Annotated in this window: 18 protein-coding genes, 1 pseudogene and 1 riboswitch; of the genes and pseudogenes, 10 read left to right on the top strand and 9 right to left on the bottom strand. The window is 71.5% G+C overall.

From position 1 onward, the window contains the following. Positions 1–29 precede the first annotated feature (29 nt). Positions 30–761: a methionine ABC transporter permease gene (locus B6G06_RS00530; RefSeq protein ID WP_240494067.1), complete on the bottom strand. Its 732-nt coding sequence runs from the start codon at positions 759–761 to the stop codon at positions 30–32. Next, the gene (locus B6G06_RS00525) at positions 758–1,837 is read right to left on the bottom strand and encodes a methionine ABC transporter ATP-binding protein (protein WP_080462886.1); all 1,080 of its coding nucleotides are present in this window, start codon (positions 1,835–1,837) and stop codon (positions 758–760) included. The genes B6G06_RS00530 and B6G06_RS00525 overlap by 4 nt, the downstream gene beginning before the upstream one ends. 4 nt (positions 1,838–1,841) lie before the next feature. Beyond that, positions 1,842–1,932, bottom strand: a riboswitch (SAM riboswitch). A 114-nt stretch (positions 1,933–2,046) separates the two neighbouring features. Here B6G06_RS00525 and B6G06_RS00520 point away from each other — a divergent pair. Continuing rightward, complete coding sequence (locus tag B6G06_RS00520; RefSeq protein WP_081170430.1) at positions 2,047–3,060, top strand: alpha/beta fold hydrolase; 1,014 nt, start codon at positions 2,047–2,049, stop codon at positions 3,058–3,060. Between the two features lie 112 nt (positions 3,061–3,172). Here B6G06_RS00520 and B6G06_RS00515 read toward each other — a convergent pair whose 3' ends face one another. Then, entirely contained in the window at positions 3,173–3,844 is a 672-nt protein-coding gene (locus tag B6G06_RS00515) for a low molecular weight protein-tyrosine-phosphatase (RefSeq protein ID WP_081170428.1), read from the bottom strand. A 38-nt stretch (positions 3,845–3,882) separates the two neighbouring features. Between B6G06_RS00515 and B6G06_RS00510 the strand changes: the two genes are divergently transcribed. Beyond that, positions 3,883–5,634 (top strand): DUF885 domain-containing protein, encoded by a 1,752-nt coding sequence (locus tag B6G06_RS00510; RefSeq protein ID WP_081170426.1) that lies wholly within the window; start codon positions 3,883–3,885, stop codon positions 5,632–5,634. A 104-nt stretch (positions 5,635–5,738) separates the two neighbouring features. Here the strand turns inward: B6G06_RS00510 and B6G06_RS00505 are convergent, their stop codons facing one another. Beyond that, the gene (locus B6G06_RS00505; RefSeq protein ID WP_080462890.1) at positions 5,739–6,641 is read right to left on the bottom strand and encodes a PfkB family carbohydrate kinase; all 903 of its coding nucleotides are present in this window, start codon (positions 6,639–6,641) and stop codon (positions 5,739–5,741) included. A gap of 178 nt (positions 6,642–6,819) precedes the next feature. Between B6G06_RS00505 and uriH the strand changes: the two genes are divergently transcribed. From uriH to B6G06_RS00490, 3 genes are read left to right on the top strand one after another with little or no spacing between them, the layout of a single operon-like run. Further along, the gene (gene uriH, locus B6G06_RS00500; RefSeq protein ID WP_080462930.1) at positions 6,820–7,764 is read left to right on the top strand and encodes a uridine-preferring nucleoside hydrolase UriH; all 945 of its coding nucleotides are present in this window, start codon (positions 6,820–6,822) and stop codon (positions 7,762–7,764) included. A 44-nt stretch (positions 7,765–7,808) separates the two neighbouring features. Further along, entirely contained in the window at positions 7,809–9,056 is a 1,248-nt protein-coding gene (locus B6G06_RS00495; RefSeq protein ID WP_081170424.1) for a NupC/NupG family nucleoside CNT transporter, read from the top strand. Between the two features lie 14 nt (positions 9,057–9,070). Then, positions 9,071–10,021 carry a nucleoside hydrolase gene (locus B6G06_RS00490; protein WP_080462892.1) on the top strand — a complete coding sequence of 317 codons (951 nt, stop codon included), beginning with the start codon at positions 9,071–9,073 and terminating at the stop codon, positions 10,019–10,021. A 128-nt stretch (positions 10,022–10,149) separates the two neighbouring features. Here the strand turns inward: B6G06_RS00490 and B6G06_RS00485 are convergent, their stop codons facing one another. The 5 genes from B6G06_RS00485 to B6G06_RS00470 all read right to left on the bottom strand — a co-directional run bounded on the left by B6G06_RS00485 (position 10,150) and on the right by B6G06_RS00470 (position 16,840). Continuing rightward, complete coding sequence (locus tag B6G06_RS00485) at positions 10,150–10,941, bottom strand: hypothetical protein (protein WP_240494066.1); 792 nt, start codon at positions 10,939–10,941, stop codon at positions 10,150–10,152. Between the two features lie 134 nt (positions 10,942–11,075). After that, a complete protein-coding gene (locus B6G06_RS00480) occupies positions 11,076–12,452 on the bottom strand; it encodes an LssY C-terminal domain-containing protein (protein ID WP_229657812.1) in 1,377 nt (458 codons plus the stop codon). Between the two features lie 25 nt (positions 12,453–12,477). After that, positions 12,478–13,452 carry a class 1b ribonucleoside-diphosphate reductase subunit beta gene (nrdF, locus tag B6G06_RS00475; RefSeq protein ID WP_081170422.1) on the bottom strand — a complete coding sequence of 325 codons (975 nt, stop codon included), beginning with the start codon at positions 13,450–13,452 and terminating at the stop codon, positions 12,478–12,480. Between the two features lie 53 nt (positions 13,453–13,505). Beyond that, on the bottom strand, positions 13,506–13,652 hold the full coding sequence (locus B6G06_RS10155) for a hypothetical protein (RefSeq protein WP_158082833.1): 147 nt from the start codon (positions 13,650–13,652) through the stop codon (positions 13,506–13,508). Further along, a complete protein-coding gene (locus tag B6G06_RS00470) occupies positions 13,649–16,840 on the bottom strand; it encodes a glycoside hydrolase family 2 TIM barrel-domain containing protein (protein ID WP_081170420.1) in 3,192 nt (1,063 codons plus the stop codon). Before B6G06_RS00470 ends, B6G06_RS10155 begins: the two co-directional genes overlap by 4 nt. 221 nt (positions 16,841–17,061) lie before the next feature. On the opposite strand from B6G06_RS00470, the gene B6G06_RS00465 reads away from it, so the two are divergent. The 5 genes and pseudogenes from B6G06_RS00465 (at position 17,062) to B6G06_RS00445 (ending at position 22,089) form a co-directional block, all read left to right on the top strand. Beyond that, on the top strand, positions 17,062–18,135 hold the full coding sequence (locus B6G06_RS00465; RefSeq protein WP_080462895.1) for a LacI family DNA-binding transcriptional regulator: 1,074 nt from the start codon (positions 17,062–17,064) through the stop codon (positions 18,133–18,135). A gap of 13 nt (positions 18,136–18,148) precedes the next feature. After that, positions 18,149–18,850, top strand: a complete 702-nt coding sequence (locus tag B6G06_RS00460) for a nucleoside/nucleotide kinase family protein (protein WP_080462896.1) — start codon at positions 18,149–18,151, stop codon at positions 18,848–18,850. A gap of 75 nt (positions 18,851–18,925) precedes the next feature. Then, positions 18,926–19,045, top strand: a pseudogene (locus B6G06_RS10365) (thiamine-binding protein); the annotation flags it as partial. A gap of 170 nt (positions 19,046–19,215) precedes the next feature. Next, positions 19,216–19,446 (top strand): DUF2726 domain-containing protein, encoded by a 231-nt coding sequence (locus tag B6G06_RS10705; RefSeq protein ID WP_080462898.1) that lies wholly within the window; start codon positions 19,216–19,218, stop codon positions 19,444–19,446. 87 nt (positions 19,447–19,533) lie between these two features. Further along, positions 19,534–22,089, top strand: a complete 2,556-nt coding sequence (locus B6G06_RS00445; protein WP_420807195.1) for a DEAD/DEAH box helicase — start codon at positions 19,534–19,536, stop codon at positions 22,087–22,089. Positions 22,090–22,099: the final 10 nt, after the last annotated feature.

Raw genomic sequence — 22,099 nt, 5'->3', positions numbered from 1 at the left:
CAAAGCGCTCGGTGCCGACTGGCGGGGCCTCAGCGGTGGTCCACCAGCCGGCTGAGCATGTCGCCCGCGAGCTGGATGATGCCGACGATGAGGACGATGAGGACGACGGTGACGATCATGACGTCGATCTGGTTGCGCTGGAAGCCGTACTGCACGGCCAGGTCGCCCAGCCCGCCGCCACCGACGGCGCCCGCCATCGCCGAGTAGCCCAGCAGCGTGATGAGCGTGACCGTGGCCGACTGGATGAGGGTGGGCAGGGCCTCGCGCACGAGCACGCCCCAGGTGATCTGATTGCCGGAGGCGCCCATCATGAGGGCCGCCTCGACCTTCCCGGCCTCCACGTTGTTGACGGCGGTCTCCACCAGGCGCGCGTAGAAGGGGATGGCCCCCACGGTCAGGGGGACGCAGGCCGCCTGCCAGCCGAGCGAGGAACCGGCGATGATGCGGGTCAGCGGCAGGATCGCCACCATGAGGATGATGAAGGGCAGCGAGCGGCCGATGTTGACGACCTGGGAGAGGACCTCGTAGACGACGCGGTTGGAGTGCTGACCGCGCTTGCCCGTGGTCACCAGGGCCAGCCCCAGCAGGAGGCCGAGCAGCACCGCAAGTGCCCCGGAGATGAGGGTCATCTCGAAGGTCTCCACGGTGGCGGGCCAGAGCTTGTCCGTGATGGCGGGGTTGTCCAGCCATCTCCTGTCCCGCGCGCCCGTGGGCAGGACGCCGAGGGGCTCCAGGTGGGCAGCGACTTTCAGGGCGATCATGAGCGCACCTCCGCAGTGGCGCCGACGGCGGCCAGGGCGTCGACGACGCCGGGGGCCCTCTCGGCGGGGACGGTCAGGGCGAGGCGGCCGACCTGGGCCCGCCCCAGGGTCTCGAAGACTCCCCCGACCACGTCCGCGCCGTGCTCGGAGGCGATGGCGAGCACGTGCGCGGCTGCCGGCTGGCCCGGGTGGGCGGTGAGCGCGACGTCGATGACGGCGTCGCCCTCGGCCGGCGAGCCATCCGGGATCGCGGGGACGGGCACGAGCTCGTGGGACAGGCGCGAGTCGACGTCGGAGACGACCTCCTCGATCGGCCCGGACTCCACGATGCGGCCGGCCTCCAGGAGGCTCACGGAGTCGCAGACCTGGCGCACGACGCTCATCTCGTGGGTGATGATGACGACGGTGACGCCGAGGCGGTCGCGCACATCCTTGATGAGGTCGAGGATCGAGCGGGTGGTCTCGGGATCGAGAGCGCTGGTGGGCTCGTCGCACAGGAGCACGGCGGGCTGATCCGCCAGCGCACGGGCGATGCCGACGCGCTGCTTCTGGCCACCGGAGAGCTGGCTGGGGTAGGAGCCGCCGCGATCGGCGAGGCCCACGAGGTCGAGCATCTGGGCGACCGTCTCGTGGCGCTCCCCCTTGGCAACGCCGGCCAGGGCGAGCGGGTAAGCGATGTTCTGCGCCGTCGTGCGCGAGTCGAGCAGGTTGGCGTGCTGGAAGACCATGCCGATCCTGCGGCGGGCCTCGCGCAGCTCGCGGGGCCGCAGGGCGGTCATGTCCTGGCCGGCGACGCGCACCTCGCCGTGGGTGACGGGCTCGAGGGCGGTCAGGCAGCGGATGAGCGTGGATTTGCCGGCGCCGGAGGTCCCCACGATCCCATGGATCGAGCCCGCGGGCACATTGAGGGTGAGACCGTCGAGGGCGCGGACCTGCGTGCCGTCGCGCAGGGTGTAGACCTTGACGACGTCGCGCAGGGAGATCATCGAGCCCTCCGCCGATCCGGCGTCGGCGAGCGCGTCAGCGCCGACGGCGCCAGCCTTGATCGGCTCGGTACCCGGGTTCGGATCGCTCATGAGTCCTCCATCGGTCCTGGCGGAAGCACCCTCACCCTCTCAGGGGGTTGCTGCAGCGTCGTCGAGCCAGGTCTCTCAACTGCTCTGGATGGTCAGGAGAACGGTATAAAGCCGAGTCGCCGGCGCGCAAGCCGGGCGGCGATTCCGGGACCAAGGTCACGGAATGGCGACGCGGCACGGGAGGGGCCACCCGGATCTACGATGCCTGCATGACCATGATCTTCCCGGACCTCCTGGGCGGGCCCTGGGTGGCACGCCATATCCCCGTCACCCCTTCCGAAGCCGCGCCCGGGGCGGATCACGCGATCCTCGTCCACCAACGCGGCGCCGGGGCCGCCCGGCACGCGCGGGCGGTGCTGTACATCCACGGCCGGACCGACTACTTCTTCCAGACGCACCTGTCGGCCGCGCTCGGTGGAGCGGGCTACGAGTTCTACGCCCTGGAGATGCGCGGCTGCGGGCGGGCGAGCGCCGACCTTCCCGAGGGCTCCTTCCCGCACGACACCACGGACCTGCTCGTCTACGACGAGGAGATCACCGAGGCGGTGCGGATCCTGCGCGAGGAGAAGGGGCACGACGCCGTCGTCCTCAACGCGCACTCCACGGGCGGGCTGTCCGCGGTGCTGTGGGCGGCGGACCACCCGGGACGGGTCGCGGCCATCACACTGAACTCGCCGTGGCTGGATCTCAACGCCTCGGGCTTCATGCGCTCCTACGGCACTGCGGCGGTGGACCTCATGTCGCGGTGGATGCCGGGGCGGGTCATCACGAACCCGGCAGCGCCGGAGGCGGATGACGAGGACGCCTTCGAGGCCGACCCCTACACCCGCTCCCTGCACGCCAGATGGGGCGGGGAGTGGGACTGGGACCTCGCACTCAAGCCCTCGCCCGGTTGGCCGGCGCGAGCGGGCTTCCTCACGAGCGTGCGCCGCATGCAGCGGCGGGTGCGCCATGGCCTGGGGATCGAGGCGCCGGTGCTCCTGTGCTGCTCGACGGCGTCGGCGGCCCCCGGCGCCGGTCGCGAGGCGGTGCTGCGGGCGGACGCGGTGCTCGACGTCACGCAGATGGTGGAGCGCGCGCCGTTCCTCGGCGAGGATGTCACCGTGCGGCAGATCCCCGGCGGGGTGCACGACCTCGCGCTCTCCCCCGAGCCCGCCCGCGGCGAGTACCTGGCGACCCTCACCGGCTGGCTGAGCGCCCGCCTCCCCCGCCCCTCCCACTGATCAATCCGTGCGAGACCGGTCGAAAACAGCACCGAGACCGGTTCGCCACCCACAGGCCCTCCTCCACTCTCGCGGCGGGGAGAGCCTGTGGAGAACCGGCCGGTCTCGATCGCTATATCAACCGGTCTCGCATGAGGACGGACAGGGCGGGGGCGAGCTCATCGACGACGCGCTCGACCATCGCCAGGGTGTCCTCGAAGTCCTCCATCCCGCCGTACCAGGGGTCGGGCGCGTCGAGCCGCGACCGGGAGACCAGCCCCTGCGCGATCGCCGCCAGATCCGCCGCGCTCTTGGGGTCGAACTCGCGGAACATGCGGATGCGCCGCCCCGCGCTCCGGGGCCCCTCCGGCTCGTCGATGATGACGCCCGCCCGCTGCGCGCGGCGCATCAGCTCGCGCTCATGCGAGGCGGTCATCGCCAGGATGAGATCGGAGCCCGCGATTTCGGCATCCGTGATGCGGTGGGCCCGGTGCGAGGCGATGCGCGCCGCCACCGCTCCCCCGCCGTCGCAGCCCTCGCCGTAGCCGCTGGCGAGCAGAAGACGCCTGGCCCGCGAGTCCATCGGGTTGCCGCGCTCCTCGCCGGAGACCCCGGAGGAGGCCACCTCCACGCGCCCGGCCAGGCCCGCCGCGCCGAGCCGATCGAGGAGGACAACCTCCGCCATCGCGGAGCGGCAGATGTTGCCCGTGCACACCATTATGACCCGGTAGGGACCGTCGGGGTCGCGCGGGACGGGCAGGACGCGGGGCTCGCCGGGGACGGAGCCGGTGGGATTCGAGATCATGACCCGATCGTGCCAGGTCCGCCCTTAGGCTCGCCCCCATGACTGATCCCCGCGCGTCCTACGGGACCCCCGCACATCCCGCGTCCCCTCGCACGCCCACCGCGGTCGACGCCGTCGCCGAGCGCTATGCGGAGCGCCTGGCAGCACTGTCCCCCGAATTCGCCCTCTACTCCGGCCTGCCCGGCCGACTCGGCGCCCTGGACGACTACTCCCCCGCCGGCTTCTCGGCTCTAGCCGATCTGCGCGCCCAGACCCTGGCCGCGCTCGATACCGCCGCCCCCGTCGACGACGTCGACCGTGTGACGATCGCAGCCATGCGCGAGCGCTTCGGCGTCGAGGACGAGTTGCATGAGGCCGGCGAGGACCTGCGGGCGCTGAACAACATCGCCTCTCCGATCCAGACGATTCGCGATACCTTCGACAACCACCCCATGGCCACCGCGGGCGACTGGGAGAGCTTCGCCTCCGCCCTGCGGGCGGTGCCCGGGGCTCTCGCAGGGCACCGCGAGTCGCTGCGGGTGGCGGCCGCGCGCGGGCTCGCCCCCGCCGCTCGGCAGGTGCGCGCCTGCATCAAGCAGGCCCAGGACCAGGCCGGGAGGGCGTCGTCATCCTTCACGGCACTGATCGAGGGGGCGCGCCTCGCCGACGGCGGCGCCCTGCCAGCCGCCCTCACAACGGACCTGCGGGCGGCCGCGCGCGAGGCCCGTGCCGCATACGCCGAGGCGGCCCGCTGGCTGGCCACCGATATCTCTCCGCTCGCCACCGGCGACGACGCCGTGGACCGCGAGCGCTACGAGAGATTCAGCCGGGAATTCCTGGGCACGCGCATCGACCTGGACGAGACCTACGAGTGGGGCAGGGAGCGCCTGGCGGCCATCGACGCCGAACAGCAGGACATCGCAGCCTCGCTCTACGGGCCGGGCACCACCGTGGCCGAGGCCCTGGAGCGGTTGGGCGCCGACGCCTCACGGCAGGTGCGCGGCACGGAGGCGCTGCGGGCCTGGATGCAGGAGACCTCGGACGCGGCGATCTCGGCGCTCGACGGCACCCAGTTCGACATCCCCGCCCCCCTGCGCGCCCTGGAGTGCCGGATCGCGCCGTCGTCCACCGGCGGCATCTACTACACCGCGCCGAGCGACGACTTCTCCCGCCCGGGCCGCATGTGGTGGTCCGTTCCGGCCGGGACGGAGGACTTCGCGACCTGGCAGGAGCGCACCACGGTGTTCCACGAGGGGGCGCCGGGGCATCACCTTCAGATCGGCATGCAAACTCTTCTGCGCGATGAGCTCAATTCCTGGCGACGCCACGGCTGCTGGGTCAGTGGGCACGGCGAGGGCTGGGCCCTGTACGCCGAGCGGCTCATGGCGGACCTCGGCTTCCAGGAAGACCCGGCCGACCGCATGGGGATGCTGGATTCCCAGCGGCTGCGGGCGGCGCGCGTCGTGCTCGACATCGGCGTGCACCTGCGCAAGGAGCGGCCCGCTGAGCTCGCCGCCCTGCCGGGCGTGGGCGAGGGGCACTGGGACGCGGGCTCGGCATGGGCCTTCCTGCGGGCCAATGCCGCGATGGGCGAGTCCTTCCTGCGCTTCGAGCTGGACCGTTACCTGGGCTGGCCGGGGCAGGCGCCGTCCTACGCCGTCGGGCAGCGCCTATGGGAGGAGGCGCGGGACGCCTCGTTGGCGGCGGCGCGCGCGGCAGGGGCCGATGACTCCCTCAAGGCATTCCACGCCAGGGCGCTGCGCCTGGGCAGCGTGGGTCTGGACGTCATGCGCGAGGCACTGGCCGCCTGAGGCCGGCCGGGAGCCCGCGGGCGACCCTCAGTCCCGCGCGGCTGGTACGGCAGTGGCCCCCGAGAACTGTGACCGGTTTCGATCGTGATTTCGACCGGTCTCGCTCAGGAGACGGGGGCGATAGCCACGTAGGAGGCGGCGGCGCCGGCGGCGAGGACCGCCGTCGAGCCGGCGCGCATGCCCTCGGCCACGGCCGAGGCGAAGCCGTGCCCCGCGGCGAGCGCAGCGGCGAGCACGCCGACGCTCGCATCCCCGGCGCCCGTCGTATCCACCACGGGCCCCAGATCAATGGCCGGCATATGCCCGCTGCCCTCGGCGCAGGCCCACACCGCCCCGGCGGCGCCGAGCGTGACGAGCACGCCCGCGATCCCCCGCTCGCGCAGGGCGGCCGCCGCCGCGAGCGCCTCCTCCGGACTACCGGGCGCGGGCGAGCCCAGTACGAGCCCGCACTCGGTCTCGTTGACCACGAGCACATCGACGCCGGCCAGGGTCTCCGGCGCGATCGAGTAGACGGGCGCGAGGTTGAGGACCACACGGGCCCCGGCCCGGTGGGCCCATTCGATGACCTCCTCATTGGTCACTGCCGGGACCTCCCCCTGGAGGACGACGACGTCGTCGACGCCCACGTCGATCGCCTCGGCGGCCTGCGCGCCGGTGACGCGGGCGTTGGCGCCGGCGTCGAGGATGATCGTGTTCTCCCCGGTGGCGCTGACGGTGATGAACGCGATACCGGTGGTGTTCTCCTCATCCGTGCGCAGCGCGCTCACGTCCACGCCGTGGCCGCGCAGCTCCTCGCGCAGGGTGATGCCTGCGGCATCCCCGCCCACACGGCCGACGAGCAGGGCCTCGGCGCCCCCGTGAGCGGCGGCCGCGGCCTGGTTGGCTCCCTTGCCGCCGAGCCTGTAGCTCGTGGATGTCCCCGCCAGGGTCTCCCCCGGCGCGGGGAAGCGCTCGACGGTGACGGTGATGTCCTGGTTGACCGATCCGACGACGATGACGCGCCCCATGGCATGAGCTCCTTCGCTTGGGCGGACGGGCTATCAGGGTACCGCCCGTTCCCCTGCCATCCCCGCCTTTTCCGATGATCGATGGCCTAGAATGGGAGTCGCCGATCAGGGGCGCCGGCCCACTCGCCCCTTGTCCGGCGCGCCCTCCCTGGCAGTCACGCTGACGAAGGAGTCGAATGTGGCCACCACGATGATTCTCGACTGCGACCCGGGTCATGATGACGCCATCGCGATCCTCCTCGCGCTGGGCAGCCCCGAGGTCGACCTGATCGGCATCACGACGATCGGCGGCAACCACGGCCTGGACAAGGTCACCCATAACGCCCGCGCCGTCTGCGAACTCGCGGGCCGCCCGGAGACGCCCATCCACGCCGGCTGCCGGCGCCCCCTCATCCGCCGGCCCATTGACGCCGCCTACATCCACGGCGAGACCGGTCTCGACGGCGTCGACCTGCCCGAACCGTCCCGACCGCTCGCCGCCCAGCACGCCGTCGACTGGCTCATCGAGACGATCATGGGCCGTGAGCCCGGGACGATCACGATCGTCCCCACGGGTCCGCTGACGAATATCGCGATGGCGGCCCGCCTGGAGCCGCGCATCGTCGCGCGGGTCAAGGAGATCGTCCTCATGGGCGGCGCCTACGGGGTCGGCAACGCGACGCCGGTGGCCGAGTTCAACATCCTGTGCGATCCCGAGGCCGCCCAGATCGTATTCAACGAGTCCTGGCCCGTGACCATGATCGGGCTGGACGTCACCCACCGGGCGCTGTGCACTCCCGAGGTCCAGGCGGATCTGTGCGAGGCGAACCCGCGCCTGGCCGATGCCGTCGGCGGGCTGATGGACTTCTTCCGCTCCACCTACCGGGATCAGGAGGCCTTCCCGGATCCGCCCACGCACGACCCCTGCGCCGTCGCCCGCGTCATCGACCCGAGCCTCATTCCCACCAGGCGCTGCCCGATCGACGTCGAGCTGCGCGGGACGCTGACCTACGGGATGACCGTGACCGACATGCGCGCGCTCGTCGACGACTCCGACCCCGCCTGCACCACCCGGGTGGGGACGGGACTGGACGCCGAGCGCTTCTGGGAGCTCGTGGCCGACGCGCTCGCGCGCCTCGGTTGACTCATCCCCTCCCCGCCCCCGAGCGTCTCTCGAAGGAACCGATCATGTACTTGGCCATCAACGTCCTGGGCATCGCCGTCTTCCTGGCGGCGGGCTGGCTGCTCTCCCATGACCGCAAGAGGATCCCTTGGCAGTCCGTGGCGATCCTGACCGCCCTCAACCTCGTGATCGCCTGGGTCCTCACGAGCTTCACCTGGGGGCGCGCGGCCATCGAGGGCGCGGCCGCGGGCTTCAACGAGCTCGTCTCCGTGGCCTGGAAGGGCATCAACTTCGCCCTGGCGAACTGGGTGGGGGCCGAGGGAGTGGACCCGACGCCCGTGAACTTCGTGGTCAGCGCCCTGCTGCCGATCCTGCTGGTGGTGCCCGTCTTCGACATCCTCACCTATATCGGCTTCCTGCCCTGGCTCATCAAGTGGATCGGCTGGGGACTCAGCGCGGTCACCCGCCAGCCCAAGTTCGAGGCCTTCTACTCCATCGAGATGATGTTCCTGGGCAACACGGAGGCCCTGGCGGTCTCCAAGCTGCAGGTGCAGCGGATGAGCCCGGCGCGCAACGTCGTCATCGCCATGATGTCGATGAGCTGCGTGACGGCATCGATCCTGGCGGCCTACATCCAGATCGTTCCGGCGGAGTTCGTACTGACAGCGGTGCCCCTCAACTGCCTCAACGCGCTCATCGTCACCTCCATGCTCTACCCCGTCCACGTGCCGCCCGAGGAGGACATCATCGTCACCTACGAGGGTGTCGACGACTCCGAGGACGCCGACGGCGCGCAGAGCAGAGCGGCGAAGGAACCGTTCTTCTCCTTCCTGGGCGACTCGATCCTGGGCGCCGGCAAGCTCATCCTCATCATCACCGCCAACGTCATCACCTTCGTGGCCCTGGCGGCCCTCATCAACAAGATCCTCGGAGCGATCTGGGAGCCGCTCTCCCTGGAGTCGGCGCTCGGCGTCGTCATGTACGGACCCGCGCTCCTGCTGGGCCTGGACACCTCCACCGCCTGGGACATGTCCCGGATCATGGGCCTCAAGCTGGTCACCAACGAGTTCGTGGCCATGGGGCAGGTGCAGCCCCACATCGGCGACTACGCGCGCCACTACCAGGCGGTACTCACCGTCTTCCTGACATCCTTCGCGAACTTCGGGACGCTCGGCATGATCATCGGCTGCTTCAAGGGCCTGGTGGACAAGGAGCGCAATGACCTCATCTCCAAGAACGTGGGCCGGATGCTCCTGTCCGGGATCCTCGTCTCGCTGCTATCGGCCGGAATGGTCGGTCTGTTCGTCTGGTGAGGGAGGAGCGAATCATGACCCGTAAGCTCATTCTGGATCTGGACACCGGCATCGACGACGCCCTGGCGATCGCCTACGCCCTGGGCAGCCCGGAGGCCGAGCTCATCGGCATCACCACCACCTACGGCAATGTCCTCGTGGAGGACTCGGCGCGCAACTGCCTGGCGGTGCTCGACCTGCTCGGAGCGCCGCATGTGCCCGTCTACCCCGGCCTGCCCCACGCCCTGGCCCGCGACGGCTTCGAGGTTCTGGAGATCTCCGCCTTCATCCACGGCCGCAACGGCCTGGGCGATGCGGCACTGACTCCCTCGCCCCGCGCCGTGGAGGGGACGAGCGCCGTCGACTTCATCATCGAGGCCTCCCGCGCCCACGGGGAGGATCTCGTGTACGTGCCCACTGGTCCGCTGACCAACCTGGCAGCCTCCCTGAAGAAGGACCCGGGCCTGGCTGAGCGGCTGACCGTGGTGCTCATGGGCGGGGCGCTCACGGTGAGCGGGAATGTCAGCCCGTGGTCGGAGGCGAATATCAGCCAGGACCCGGAGGCCGCCGACGCCGTCCTGCGCTCGGGGGTGAGCGCCACGATGGTCGGCCTCGACGTCACCCTCCGGACCCTGCTCACCTATGAGCACACGCGCCGCTGGCGCGAGCTGGGGACGGCCGCGGGAGATTTCCTGGCGGATATGACGGACTACTACATCCGGGCCTATGAGACGACGGCGCCCGGGCTCGGCGGCTGCGGCCTGCACGATCCGCTGGCGGTCGGCGTCGCCGTGGACCCCTCCTTGGTGACGATGCTGCCCATCAACCTCGCGGTGGATCTGGAGGGCCCGACCCGGGGGCGCACCATCGGGGATGTGGAGCGCCTGAGCGCCCCGAGGACGAGCCGGGCGGCCGTGGCCGTCGACGCCGAGAGGTTCCTCACCGAGTTCATGTCCCGCGTCACCGCCCTGGCGCGGACCCGCTGAGCGGCGCGGCCCGGGAGTCGGAGTCGGAAGCACTGCTCATTTCCAGGCCTGCTGCGCGAGGAGCCTGTGAGGGGCGCGGGGTCGACAGGGCGCGAGGGCCGGCGCCCGCCTCACCGGCGCGGAGGCGGTCAGCCTTGCTGGGGCATCACGTAGGAGCAGCCCAGGGCGAAGGGGAAGCCGGGCTTGAGCAGGCAGGCGACGACGGGCTCGGCGAGCTCGATGAGCAGGCCGGCGTCCAGGCCCCGCTCGGCCTCGGGACCGGCGCCGGCCAGGAGGGACTCGTAGGGGATGGACAGGTCGAGCAGCGACATGCCGCCCCGCCGATCCGCCTTGTCCCATGCGCCCCCCTCCATCTCCATGAGCGTTCCCAAGTGGAAGCGCATGACGCGCTGGGAGTCCACCTCGGAGGGCACGGAGAGGATGTGGTGGGCCTCGGGGTCGCGAGGAGCGCGCAGGGTGAAGACGAGGATGGCGCCGTCGCGAGCCGCCCTCAGCATGAGCCGGGCGATGTGGACGGCGAAGGATGCCGTGTCGAAGCCCCCGCTCATCGCCTCGGGCACGCTCAACGGCCCGTCGAGGGGGATGAGGACGCCCGTGCCGGCGTCGTTGATGGCGCGCCGCCCGGTGGGGCCCTCGGCGCGCAGGCGCAGGCCGCCCTCCTCCAGCGTCCCGACCTCGACGCGCTCAGCCCACCCCTCGGGCACGCAGGAGGGCCCGGGCTCGGTCTCCACGTGCCCCAGCCCCAGGACATCGGCGAGATCAGTGCCATCGGCGGGCCGGTACCAGGCGATCTGGTCGCCGTCGAACCACAGGGGGACGACCCCGTTGAAGGGGATGCCGAAGCGCACATGCGCCGGCAGCGGCGGGATCGTCGGCGCTGGGGCGGGCTCGCCGGCGGGGCCCACGAGGTAGTCGCTCATGGGGCCAGGGTAGCGGGGCTCGCCGACCGGGCCCGGTGGATGGGGTTGGAACGGGCCCGAACGGGAGGGCGGCCCGGGCGCCGTCCCCCTTCAGCGCCCGGGCCCCGGACCGGATCGGCGGGCTCGCGGCGCGCCTAGGGCCGCTGGACGCGCTCGGGCCGGCGGGCGGCGCGTCGCTCGGCCTTGCGCGCCCGCTCCCAGCGGTGGACGGGGCGCGCGGTGAGTGCCAGGAGGGCGAGGACGGCGAGCGCGGAGGTGGTGAGGATCCAGGCGGGCGCGTGGCGCACGCCCAGGGCCGCCACCTGGGACATGTCAATGCTCACGCTCAGGGCGAGCACGATGAGCAGGCCGATCCGACTTCGCGGGTGACCGTTCCAGGCCGCCCACCCCAGGCCGAGGACCACGAGCGTGAGGATGACCGAGATGGTGCCCACCGCCGCGTAGACGACGGTCCGCGCATCGCTGACCCCGCTGGACCAGAGGAGGTCGATCGTCGTGGACAGGGCGGCTGAGGCGATCGTCGAGCCGATCCTGGCGGCGACGAGCAGCGCGATGAGGCCGAGCGCGATGACGAGCTGGCCCGGCCTGTGCCGCGAGGCGCGCTTATCGGCAGCCCTGGCGCGGGCCAGCTCCACGGAGTGCTGGGAATCGGGCACGACGTCGTGGAGGTCGAGGACGTAGAGGTCGCCGTCGGTGATGACCTGGTCGCCCCCGCCGTTCTTGTCGTGGTAAGCAGTGAAGAAGTCGGGCCAGATCTGGAGGGTGGCGGCTGGGGAGGCCCATCGGATGTCGTCGACGACGTAGTCGCGCTCGACGTCGATATCCGCATCGATCTTGTGGGTCACCTGGAGGGTGAGGGTGGACAGGCCGACGGCGCGGTCGTAGGTGGCGGCGGCCAGCCAGTCAACGGCGCGTCCGCCGGGAAGCACCCAGTTCGCGGGGGTGTGCCACAGGCGCACGTGGTGGCGCTGGGAGGGGTTGCCCTCAACCTCCTTCTGGTAGGCGACGTCCTGGGCGCGGCCGAAGAGCTGGAGGGTGGACACCGGCGCGCCGGGGTAGGAGCGGCGCAGGAGGGAGGAGATGATGATGCGCCAGCTCGAGCGCGGCGTGATCGGGTCGGCCCGCACCCAGCCGGCGCTGCGCATGGCCTCGTGGAGGTCCTCCTCGTCGCCCAGGAGGGCGAGGTTGACGGGGTCGCCGAGGAGGCCGTCGGGCGTGCGGGTGCGCCCGATGAAGTAGTCGGGGACATAGAGCCAGGTGAGGACCTGGTGGATACGGGGGATCGCGAGGTAGGCGAGCAGGCCCCAGAAGGCTATTCCTGCGAGGAGGGCCCAGGGGGTCGGGTGCCATCCGGCGCCGATGACGAGCCAGGCCAGCCAGAGGGCGGCGCCCGCGGCGAAGGCGAAGAAGGCGGCGTCGATGACGTCGTCGAGCCCCCAGTTGCGGGCGCGGGCCTGCGTCACCTTGCTGGATCCCCGGTAGACGGGCGGGACCGTCGGCCGGGGCCTCATGGGCGCATCCGCCCCCTCGGTCACATCAGAAGTCCCAGTCATCATCTTCGGTGGCCTCGGCGGTGCCCATCACGTAGGAGGATCCGGAGCCGGAGAAGAAGTCGTGGTTCTCATCCGCGTTGGGGGACAGGGAGGCGATGATCGCGGGGTTGACATCGACGGTCTCGGCGGGGAAGACGGCCTCGTAGCCCAGGTTCATGAGGGCCTTGTTGGCGTTGTAGCGCAGGAACTTCTTGACGTCCTCCGTCAGGCCCAGCTCGTCGTAGAGGTCCTCGGTGTACTGCTCCTCGTTGTCGTACAGCTCCATGAGCAGGTCGAGGGTGTACTCGCGCAGCTCCGCCTGGCGCTCCGGGGAGGACTCGCGCACCGCCAGCTGGTACTTGTAGCCGATGTAGTAGCCGTGCACGGCCTCGTCGCGGATGATGAGGCGGATGAGGTCGGCGGTGTTGGTGAGCTTGGCGTGGCTGGACCAGTACATGGGGGCGTAGAAGCCGGAGTAGAAGAGGAAGGACTCCAGCATGGTGGAGGCGACCTTGCGCTTCTCCGGGTCGTCGCCCCGGTAGTAGTCGAGGATGATCTGGGCCTTGCGCTGGAGGTTCTGGTTCTCCTCGCTCCATCGGAAGGCCTCGTCGATCTCCGCCGTTGAGATGAGGGTGGAGAAGATCGAGGAGTAGGAGCGGGCGTGCACGGACTCCATGAAGGCGATGTTGGTGTAGACCGCCTCCTCATGGGTGGTGCGGGCGTCCGGGATGAGGGAGACGGCACCGACGGTGCCCTGGATGGTGTCCAGGAGGGTCAGGCCGGTGAACACGCGGGTGGTCATGTTCTTCTCGGCCTCGGTCAGGGTGGCCCAGGACTGGATGTCGTTGGACAGCGGCACCTTCTCGGGCAGCCAGAAGTTCCCGGTGAGGCGGTCCCAGACCTCGAGGTCCTTGTCGTCGACGAGGCGGTTCCAGTTGATCGCCTGAACGCGGTCGATGAGCTTGATGGGATCGTGCATGTTCTTCCTCCGAAAGGGATGGGCCCACCGCGGCCGGCCGCGGTGGGCCCATGCTAACGACAGCGCCCGACGACGGCGATGATGCGGACGACGACGTCGCCCGCCACGCCCCCGGAGCCGTATCCCACCTTGCTGCGCCACGTGAGGCATCCGCGCTCCTCGGCGCTCGATGGGTCCTGAGGGCTCTGCGCGCTCCTCACCGGTTCTCCTCGCAGCTCGGACGGAGGGTGAGGGTCAGGGCGAGATCGCGCTCGGCCACCCGGTAGCGCTCGGCGAGGACGGGCCCGCAGCTGTTCGACCCGATGCCCGCCATGGCGGCGTCGAGGGTGAGGACCGTGGAGCCGCACTCGACGAGCTCGGTGTTGTGGCGGCGGGCCGCCAGCTCCTCCGCGGTGTAGGGGGAGGCGTTGAAGGAGAAGGGGCTGCGGCCGATGGCGGTCAGGCCGGGGCGCGGCCCACCGGGCGCCGCTCCTCCCGCCCCATCGCCGCTGACGACGGCGACGTAGTCGCAGTCGGTGTGACTGCCGTTCTCCTGGGGCTTGATGTGGTCCTCGTGCAGCTCGCGCAGGGCGGCGGCGAACTCGCCGTGGCGGCTGGCGCGGCGCTTGTCGATGTAAGCGCCGCCGGGGCCCAGCCCGTAGTAGGACACCCGGTCCATCCTCTCGGGGAGGAAGAGCCGCAGGCCCAGGCGCGGCAGGGCGGGGAAGCCCTCGGTGCGGCTCATGTCGAGCGCGAGGTCGATATCGCCGTCGGCCCGGACGGTCCAGGTGATGGTGCCGCGCAGGGCGGGCTGGAGGGCGGGAGCGACCATGGCTATCCCAGCGCTCAGGACCACGCGGCCCTCCTCGGAGGGCTCCACGACCCGCAGGCCCTCGGCGCGCGCCGTCGCCCAGTGGTAGCCGGCGCGCTCCCATTCGGCGCGGATATGGCAGTCGTTGTCCGTGGGAGCGCGCCAGATGATGAGCTCGGCCGGGCGGTCCAGGAGCTCGGCGGAGCCGGCGCGGATGCTCGTGGGCAGGGCGGTACGCGTATCGAAGGAGCAGGTGAGCCCGGGGGCGACGACGTCGATCCGCCCTCCGCTCCGCATGGCGGTCACGGGGCCCCGGGGGGCGGGGCGCTCATCCAGGGCGGCCACCGCCCGGTGGCGGCGATCCGCACCGGGCAGGGCGACCTCATCGAATCCGAGCTCGTGGCCGGCGCGGAGAAGGGGCTCGTCGCGGGCGAGGCGGTAGGTGATGAGAAGGTGGCAGCGCCCGGTGTCCGGGATGCTCAGGGGCAGCGGGAGGCAGGCCTCGCTGTGGGGCGGGATGGGCGCCGTCAAGGGAATGTCCCCGCTGGCCAGGCTCTCGCCGTCGCGGGTGAGCTCGTAGGTCGCGCGGGCGTAGGAGGCCAGGTCGGTGTGGTCGAGCTCGTTGCGTAGGGTGAGGATGCCGGCCTCGGCGTCGTAGGAGACCACGCGCGCGGGGCGCTGGACGTTCTTGAGCTCGGCGAGCCCGGAGTGGGGCGCGCGATCCGGTGAGACGAGGCCGTCGACGCAGAAGTTGCCGTCATGGATCTGCTCGCCGCTGTCCCCGCCGTAGAGGTAGATGACGCGCCCATCCGGGTCGGTGCCGGCGGCGACGGCGTGATCGCACCACTCCCAGACGAATCCGCCGCACATGCGCTCATCGGCCCGGATGATCTCCCAGTAGTCCTCGAGGTCGCCGGGGCCATTGCCCATGGCGTGGCAGTACTCCACGAGGAGGAAGGGCTTGTCCGGATCGGAGTCGAGGTAGGCGCGGATCTCATCGAGGCCGGGGTACATCCGCGAGTAGAGGTCGAGATCGGAGTAGTCGTAGGCGCGCCTGGAACTGCGGTGGAAGGCGCTCTCGTAGTGGGTCAGGCGCGTGGGGTCGAAGCCCTTGACCCAGGCCAGCGCCGCTTCGAAAGTGCATCCGTAGGCGCACTCGTTTCCGGCGGACCAGGCGATGACGCTGGGGCGGTTCTTCTCCCGGTGGACGCACAGGCGCATGCGGTCGATAGTGGCCCCGGTCCACTCGGGATTGTCGGCGATGGGCTCGTTCCAGTGCTCGGCCCGGTTATCCCAGGAGGGGTCGGCGAGGAAGCGGGTCTGGGCGCCATGGCTCTCGTTGTCCGCCTCGGACATGACGTAGAGGCCGTATTCATCGCAGAGCTGGTAGAAGCGAGGGTCGTTCGGGTAATGGGAGGAGCGCACCGCGTTGATGTTGTGCTCCTTCATGAGCCGCAGGTCGCGCCGCATATGGGCGAGGTCGATGGCGGGCCCGGTGACGGGATCGGAGTCATGGCGGTTGACGCCGCGCAGGGTGATGGGCCGGCCGTTGAGGCGCACGACGGCGCCGTCGGCGCTGACCTCCCTCAGGCCAACGCGGTCGGCGATGGACTCGCCGGGAGTGATGAGGGTGACGGTATAGAGGTAGGGGTCCTCCGCGGTCCAGGGGTGCGGATGGGGAACCTCCAGTCGCAGCCGGTGGGTGTAGGGGGCGTCGGCCCGGTCGTCGGCCGCCTCCGTGCCAGCGGCGCCCGCTGCCGGGGCGGCGTCGGGCTCGAGGGCGCCCGAGGCCACCGTGAGGCCGTCGCGGTCCGTCAGCACTGCCCTGGTGGGGACGGCCCCGCCCCGGTAGGAGGCCCGGATCTCGACGGCGGCGGGGGCGTCGGCAGCGCCCCCATCGCCGAGGGTGGTGGTGACGGCGTAGTCGAGGAGGGAGGCGCGCGGGCGGGCCAGGAGGTAGACGTCGCGGAAGATGCCACTGGTGCGGAACTTGTCCTGATCCTCCATGTAGGTGCCGTCGCACCACTTGAGGACGAGGACGGCGAGGCGGTTGGCGCCGGGGCGGATGTGCTCGGTGACGTCGAACTCGCTCGTGGCGTGGGAGACCTGGCTGTAGCCGACGTAGGCGCCGTTGAGCCAGACGTAGAAGCAGGAGTCGACGCCCTCGAAGACGAGATGCGCGCAGGGGGCCTCGGCAATGGGGGTGTAGTCGAATTCGCGCAGGTAGGCGCCGCAGGGGTTGTCCTGGGGGACGCGGGGCGGGTCGAAGGGGATGGGGTAGCGGACGTTCGTGTACTGGTGGTGGTCGTAGCCGGTGTGCTGCCAGGTGCTGGGCACGGGCACCTCGGCGAAGTCGAGGACGGCCCAGGCCGCTGGGCCGGGGGCGGCCTCGCCCTCCCAGAAGGGAATGGAGAGGTCGCGGACCGACGGCAGGTAGGCGAAGCGCCAGGTGCCCGACAGGAGTTGGAAGCGGTCGGAGTCCTGGCGCTTCCAGGGGCTGGGGTCGGGCGGGGTGGAGGCGGGGACGTAGTAGGCGCGGGCAGGAAGGGTGTTCTCGTGGAGGACGCCGAGGTCCTCGTAGTGTCGGGGGATGATCATCGCTTGCGGTCTCCTGCGACTGGCGGCGTTGGGGGCGGCCCGCTCCGATGCGGCCCGTTCGAGCTCCTTAATGTTGACGTTATCATAAAGGTGATCCGCAACATGGGCAAGAGAATGGCTCGTTCGCACCCGCGCATCGGACCTCACCTGGCCCCAACCATGGGAACGTCACCACGAAATGGCGGCAGAATGCCGATATCCACCCCTGATAGCCTCGCGCCATGGCCGGTGGGAGCAGGAGTTCGGGGGCGCCGTCGCTCGGCGATGTCGCCCGCCTGGCCGGCGTCTCCACACAGACGGCCTCACGCGTCTCCATGGGCGCCGGCAATGTTCGCCCGGCCACCCGCGAGCGCGTGCTACGGGCCATGAGCCAGCTCGGCTACTCCCCCAACCGCGCGGCTCAGGCGCTGCGCCGCGGCTCCTTCAAGGCGATCGGCGTCCTCACCCAGCAGATCCAGCGCACCGGTGAGGCCCTGACCACGGCGGGCGTCGTCGAGGAGGCGACGAACGCGGGCTACGCGGTGAGCCTCGTGCAGGTGGAACGGCCCGAGTCCGATGACATGCGCACGGCGGCGGTCCGGCTCGCCCACCAGGCCATCGACGGGCTCGTCGTCGTCCAGGCGGGACGGGCGGGGCGCGAGCACCTCGCCCTGCCGCCGACCATGCCCGTGGCCGTCTCCGACTCCGCGCTCATGGGCTACTACCCCTCGGTCAGCGCGGATCAGGCCGGCGGGGTACGCGAGGCCATCAGTCACCTGCTCGCCCTGGGACACCGGACCGTCCACCACGTGGCCGGCCCCGAGGGCTCGCAATCCGCGCTCATCCGCCGCGCCGCATGGGCGGCGAGCCTGCGGGAGGCCGGCGCGCCAACGCCCGAGCCGCTGCCCGGGGACTGGAGCGCGGCCTCCGGGTACCGGGCGGGCCTGCGCCTGGCCGCCGACCCCGAGGTGACGGCCGTGCTGTGCGCGAATGACGAAACGGCGCTCGGCCTCATCCGCGCCATGCACGAGCAGGGGCGCGCCGTGCCGGCCGATGTGTCCGTCGTCGGCTTCGACGGACTGGACCTGGGCGAGTTCAGCTTCCCGCCGCTGACGACGGTCCACCAGGACTTCAAGCGCCATGGGCGGGAGATGGTGCGCCTCGTCCTGGAGCAGGTGGCCTCTGGAGTGGTGGACGGCTCGAGGAGCATCATCATCCCCACCGAACTCGTCCTACGGGGCTCGACGGCGCCCCCGAGCGCGCGTGCGGGCGAGGGGCAGACCCGGCAGGGGCGTGCGTGCGCACCCTCGGTGTGAGCACAATCGAGTCATGCTGCCCAAGGCCGACGCGTCCACTGCCCCGCCGATCACCCGCAGCGGCACCGCCGCCGATCTCGCCGCCGACCTAGCCGAGCGCCTGACGCGGCAGATCGGGCGCGATCCGGGTGGGCGCGTGATCGTAGGGCTCACGGGGGCGCCGGGATCCGGGAAGTCGACGGCGGCGCGCGAGCTGACGGGGCTCCTGGCCGAGGCGGGGGCGCTGGCGGGCGAGGTGCCGATGGATGGCTTCCACATGTCCAACGCGGTGCTCGACGAGCTGGGGCGCCATGGGCGCAAGGGCGCTCCGGACACCTTCGATGTGGGCGGCTACCTCGTGACCCTGGACCGAGTGCGGCGCGGCGAGGAGGTGCTGGCGCCGGTCTACCGGCGCGACTTGCATGAGCCGGTGGCCGCGGGCACGCGGGTGTCCGGGGGCGGAGTCGTCGTCACGGAGGGGAATTACCTGGCACTGGGCGAGGGCGGCTGGCAGGCTGCGCGTGAGCGCATCGACCTGCTCATCATGCTGGTGGTGGGGCGCGAGGAGCTGGCCGCCCGGCTCGTGGCGCGGCATATGAGCTTCGGGCGGGACCGCGTGGCTGCGGCCCACTGGGTGCGCGTCGTCGATCTTCCCAATGCCGCACTGGTGGAGGCCAGCGCCCCCCGGTGCGACGAGCTCTGGACCTGCGCCCCGTCCTCCCACCGAAACCGGTAGAAAACAGCATCGAAACCGGTCGATATCGCAATCGAAACCGGTCCCGCCCGCTGAGCAACGGCCCACGCTGGCATCATGCTTGTGGCTTTCTCCGTGTCCCCGTCCACCACCGACGACCCCGATTCGCTGTCCGCAGCTGTCGCCCGCGCTGTGCGCATGTGCCGCGATTCGGGCCCGCCATACGAGACGACGTCGGCTGAGCCGATCACCGGCGCGCCTCCTCCAGCAGGTCCGCGGTCGTATCCGCGTCGGGCCCCTCCCCGTCGCCGCGCAGACCGCTCACCGTCAGAACGTGGCCCTCCGTATGGAGGTCGAGCTCGTGTCGGCGAGCTGGGGGATCCACGGATCGTGGGCGTCCAGGACAAGTGTCCAAGCGGCTCGTTCTAGTGATCGAGGTCGATGGTTCCCAGCACGAATGCTCAGAGGAGCGGATCCGGCGCGATCGGACCAAGGACTCAATTCTCACCTCTTGCAATATCCCGCTCTTGCGCCTCAGAACGAATGACAGCGGTCAGGAGGAACGGATCCGCGAGGCGCTGGACACGGCGCTCCTCAGATGGCGGCCACCCTCATCGCCGACATCGCGCCCTCGATGACGCCATCAGCCGATAGAGACCGAGGCCGGCATCGAAGGGACGATCTCGGCAGGCGGAAGGGCCGCCGGGCTGGGGCAGACTGGGGCGGTGAGTCCTGAGCCACCCGCGGAGCCCATCGAACCGGCCCCCGCAGCGCCCATCTCGGCTGCGCCTCTTCCCGCGCGAGATCTCACCGCACTGCTGGAGACCATCGGCGCGCGCGACGGCAGGCTGGTCCACCTCGAGCGCACACCCGCCCGACCGGCCCGCCCGGCCGACTGGCCGTCCTGGGCCGACCCGGCCCTCGTCGCCGCCCTGGTCGCCTCCGGCATCCCTCGGCCCTGGATCCACCAGGCCCGAGCCGCCGACTCCCTCCACGCCGGCCACCACACCGTCATCGCCACCGGCACTGGCTCCGGGAAGTCACTGGCCGCCTGGCTCCCCGCCGTCTCCGACGTCCTCGGCGCCCAGCGCGCCGCTCACGCCAGCGGCACCGGGCACCGCATCTCCGCCCACGGCCATCGCCCCACCGCCCTCTACCTCGCACCCACCAAGGCCCTCGCCGCCGATCAGGCCGCCGCCCTCGACCGCCTCTCCGCCCGCATCGAGGCCGTCCAGGCAGGCACCGCAGGCGCGCCGCGCCTCACCCTGCGCTCCGGCACCTGCGACGGGGACACTCCCCTGCCCGAGCGCGACTGGGCCCGCGCCCACGCCGACATCGTCCTGACCAACCCCGACTTCCTCCATTTCTCCCTCCTGCCCGGCCATGAGCGCTGGGCCCGCCTCCTGCGCTCACTGCGCTACGTCATCGTCGACGAGTGCCACGCCTACCGGGGAGTCCTCGGGGCGCATGTCGCCCTCGTCCTGCGCCGCCTCCTGCGCCTCGCCCGCCGCCTGAACCCGGACTCCCCGGGGCCCACGGTCCTCGCCGCCTCGGCCACCGCCGCCGAGCCCGCCCTCACCGCCGCGCGCCTCATCGGGGCCCCGCCCGCCGATGTCGTCGCCATCACGGACGACGGCGCCCCCGCCGGGGAGCGCGCGCTGGCCCTCTGGCAGCCAGCCCTCATCGATCCGTGGGGTGCCGACCCCGCCGTCTCCACGGCCGATCCCGGCTCGGGCCCCGCCGACACCCCCAACGCCCCGGACCTGCCCTCGCCGCGCCGCTCGGCGACCGCCGAGGCCTCCGAGGTGCTCGTCGACCTTCTCAGCGCCGGAGCCCGGGCCCTCGTCTTCGTGCGCTCGCGCCGCTCCGCGGAGATCGTCGCCGAGCACGCACGCCGCATCCTCACCCGCTCCGGCCCGCCACTGGCCGACTTGGCCGACGCCGTCGCCGCCTATCGGGGCGGCTACCTGCCCGAGGAGCGCCGAGACCTGGAAACGGACCTGCGCCAGGGCCGCTTGCGCGCCCTGTCCACCACGAACGCCCTCGAGCTGGGCATCGACGTGACCGGCCTGGACGCCGTCCTCATCGCCGGATGGCCCGGCACCCGCGTCTCGCTGGGCCAGCAGGCCGGGCGCGCCGGGCGCGCGGGCAGCCCCGGCGTCGCCGTCCTCATCGCCTCCGACAACCCCCTCGACGCCTACCTCGTCCATCACCCCGAGGACGTCCTCACCGCCCCCGAAGCCACCGTCTTCGACCCCGCCAACCCCTACGTCCTCGCCCCGCACCTGTGCGCGGCCGCCTCCGAGGCGCCCCTTCGCGAGGCCGACCTCGACCTCTTCGGCCTCCCCGATGAGAGCCTCCTGGCCGACCTCGCCGAGCGCGGGGCCCTGCGGCGGCGCCCCACCGGCTGGTTCTGGAACGCCGCCCTGCCCGGGCGCCCCCAGGACCTCACCACTCTGCGCGGGGACGGCTCGCCCGAGGTCCCCATCGTCGAGTCCCTCTCCGGCACCGTCATCGGCACCGCGCCCGGCGCCAGCGCCGACTCCTCCCTCCATGCCGGCGCCGTCTACATGCACCAGGGGCGCGCCTACGTCGTCGAGGAGCTCACCCAGGAGGCCGCCATCGTCACCCCGCGTCTGGCCGTGGGTTACCGGACCCGGGCCCGCGAGCGCTCCAGCGTGCGCATCCTCGCCGAGCGGAGCGCCGAGACCTGGGGCGATGGCCTCACCTGGAACCTCGGCAGCGTGGAGGTCACCAGCCAGGTCACCGGCTACAACAAGCTCGCCCTGCCCCGTATGGAGGTGGTCTCCCAGCACCCGCTGGACATGCCCGAGCGCGTCCTGCCCACCGCCGCCGTCTGGTGGACGATCCCTCTCGAGGCCTGCGAGGCCGTCGGCGTCACCCCGGCCCGGCTGCCCGGCGCCCTGCACGCCGCCGAGCACGCCTCCATCGGCATCCTCCCCCTCCTGGCCACCTGCGATCGCTGGGACATCGGCGGGCTGTCCACCGCGCTGCACCCCCAGACCATGCGCCCCACCGTGTTCGTCCACGATGGCGCCGCCGGGGGCGCAGGATTCGCGGAGCGCGGGCACCGCGCCGGGGCGCGTTGGCTGGAGGCCACGCTCGATGTCGTCACCCAGTGCCGCTGCGCCGACGGCTGCCCCAGCTGCATCCAGTCCCCCAAATGCGGCAACAACAACGAGCCCCTGGACAAGGCCGGCGCCATCGCCCTGCTGCGACTGCTCGCCCAGGCCGCGCAGGCGGCGGTCCCCTTGTCCTGACACGGCGTGA

It is taken from the genome of Actinomyces gaoshouyii (assembly GCF_002076915.1).
GTDB classification, from domain to species: Bacteria; Actinomycetota; Actinomycetes; order Actinomycetales; family Actinomycetaceae; genus Actinomyces; species Actinomyces gaoshouyii.
The sequence above is the reverse complement of the archived record's forward strand: the minus strand, read 5'-3'. Positions and strand labels throughout refer to the sequence as shown.

What these genes read in the sequence shown, in the direction of transcription:
- B6G06_RS00530 (WP_240494067.1), bottom strand. Translation starts at nt 761, where the DNA reads ATGATCGCCCTGAAAGTCGCTGCCCACCTGGAGCCCCTCGGCGTCCTG.
- B6G06_RS00525 (WP_080462886.1), bottom strand. Translation starts at nt 1,837, where the DNA reads ATGAGCGATCCGAACCCGGGTACCGAGCCGATCAAGGCTGGCGCCGTC.
- B6G06_RS00520 (WP_081170430.1), top strand. Translation starts at nt 2,047, where the DNA reads ATGACCATGATCTTCCCGGACCTCCTGGGCGGGCCCTGGGTGGCACGC.
- B6G06_RS00515 (WP_081170428.1), bottom strand. Translation starts at nt 3,844, where the DNA reads ATGATCTCGAATCCCACCGGCTCCGTCCCCGGCGAGCCCCGCGTCCTG.
- B6G06_RS00510 (WP_081170426.1), top strand. Translation starts at nt 3,883, where the DNA reads ATGACTGATCCCCGCGCGTCCTACGGGACCCCCGCACATCCCGCGTCC.
- B6G06_RS00505 (WP_080462890.1), bottom strand. Translation starts at nt 6,641, where the DNA reads ATGGGGCGCGTCATCGTCGTCGGATCGGTCAACCAGGACATCACCGTC.
- B6G06_RS00495 (WP_081170424.1), top strand. Translation starts at nt 7,809, where the DNA reads ATGTACTTGGCCATCAACGTCCTGGGCATCGCCGTCTTCCTGGCGGCG.
- B6G06_RS00490 (WP_080462892.1), top strand. Translation starts at nt 9,071, where the DNA reads ATGACCCGTAAGCTCATTCTGGATCTGGACACCGGCATCGACGACGCC.
- B6G06_RS00485 (WP_240494066.1), bottom strand. Translation starts at nt 10,941, where the DNA reads ATGAGCGACTACCTCGTGGGCCCCGCCGGCGAGCCCGCCCCAGCGCCG.
- B6G06_RS00480 (WP_229657812.1), bottom strand. Translation starts at nt 12,452, where the DNA reads ATGAGGCCCCGGCCGACGGTCCCGCCCGTCTACCGGGGATCCAGCAAG.
- nrdF (WP_081170422.1), bottom strand. Translation starts at nt 13,452, where the DNA reads ATGCACGATCCCATCAAGCTCATCGACCGCGTTCAGGCGATCAACTGG.
- B6G06_RS00470 (WP_081170420.1), bottom strand. Translation starts at nt 16,840, where the DNA reads ATGATCATCCCCCGACACTACGAGGACCTCGGCGTCCTCCACGAGAAC.
- B6G06_RS00465 (WP_080462895.1), top strand. Translation starts at nt 17,062, where the DNA reads ATGGCCGGTGGGAGCAGGAGTTCGGGGGCGCCGTCGCTCGGCGATGTC.
- B6G06_RS00460 (WP_080462896.1), top strand. Translation starts at nt 18,149, where the DNA reads ATGCTGCCCAAGGCCGACGCGTCCACTGCCCCGCCGATCACCCGCAGC.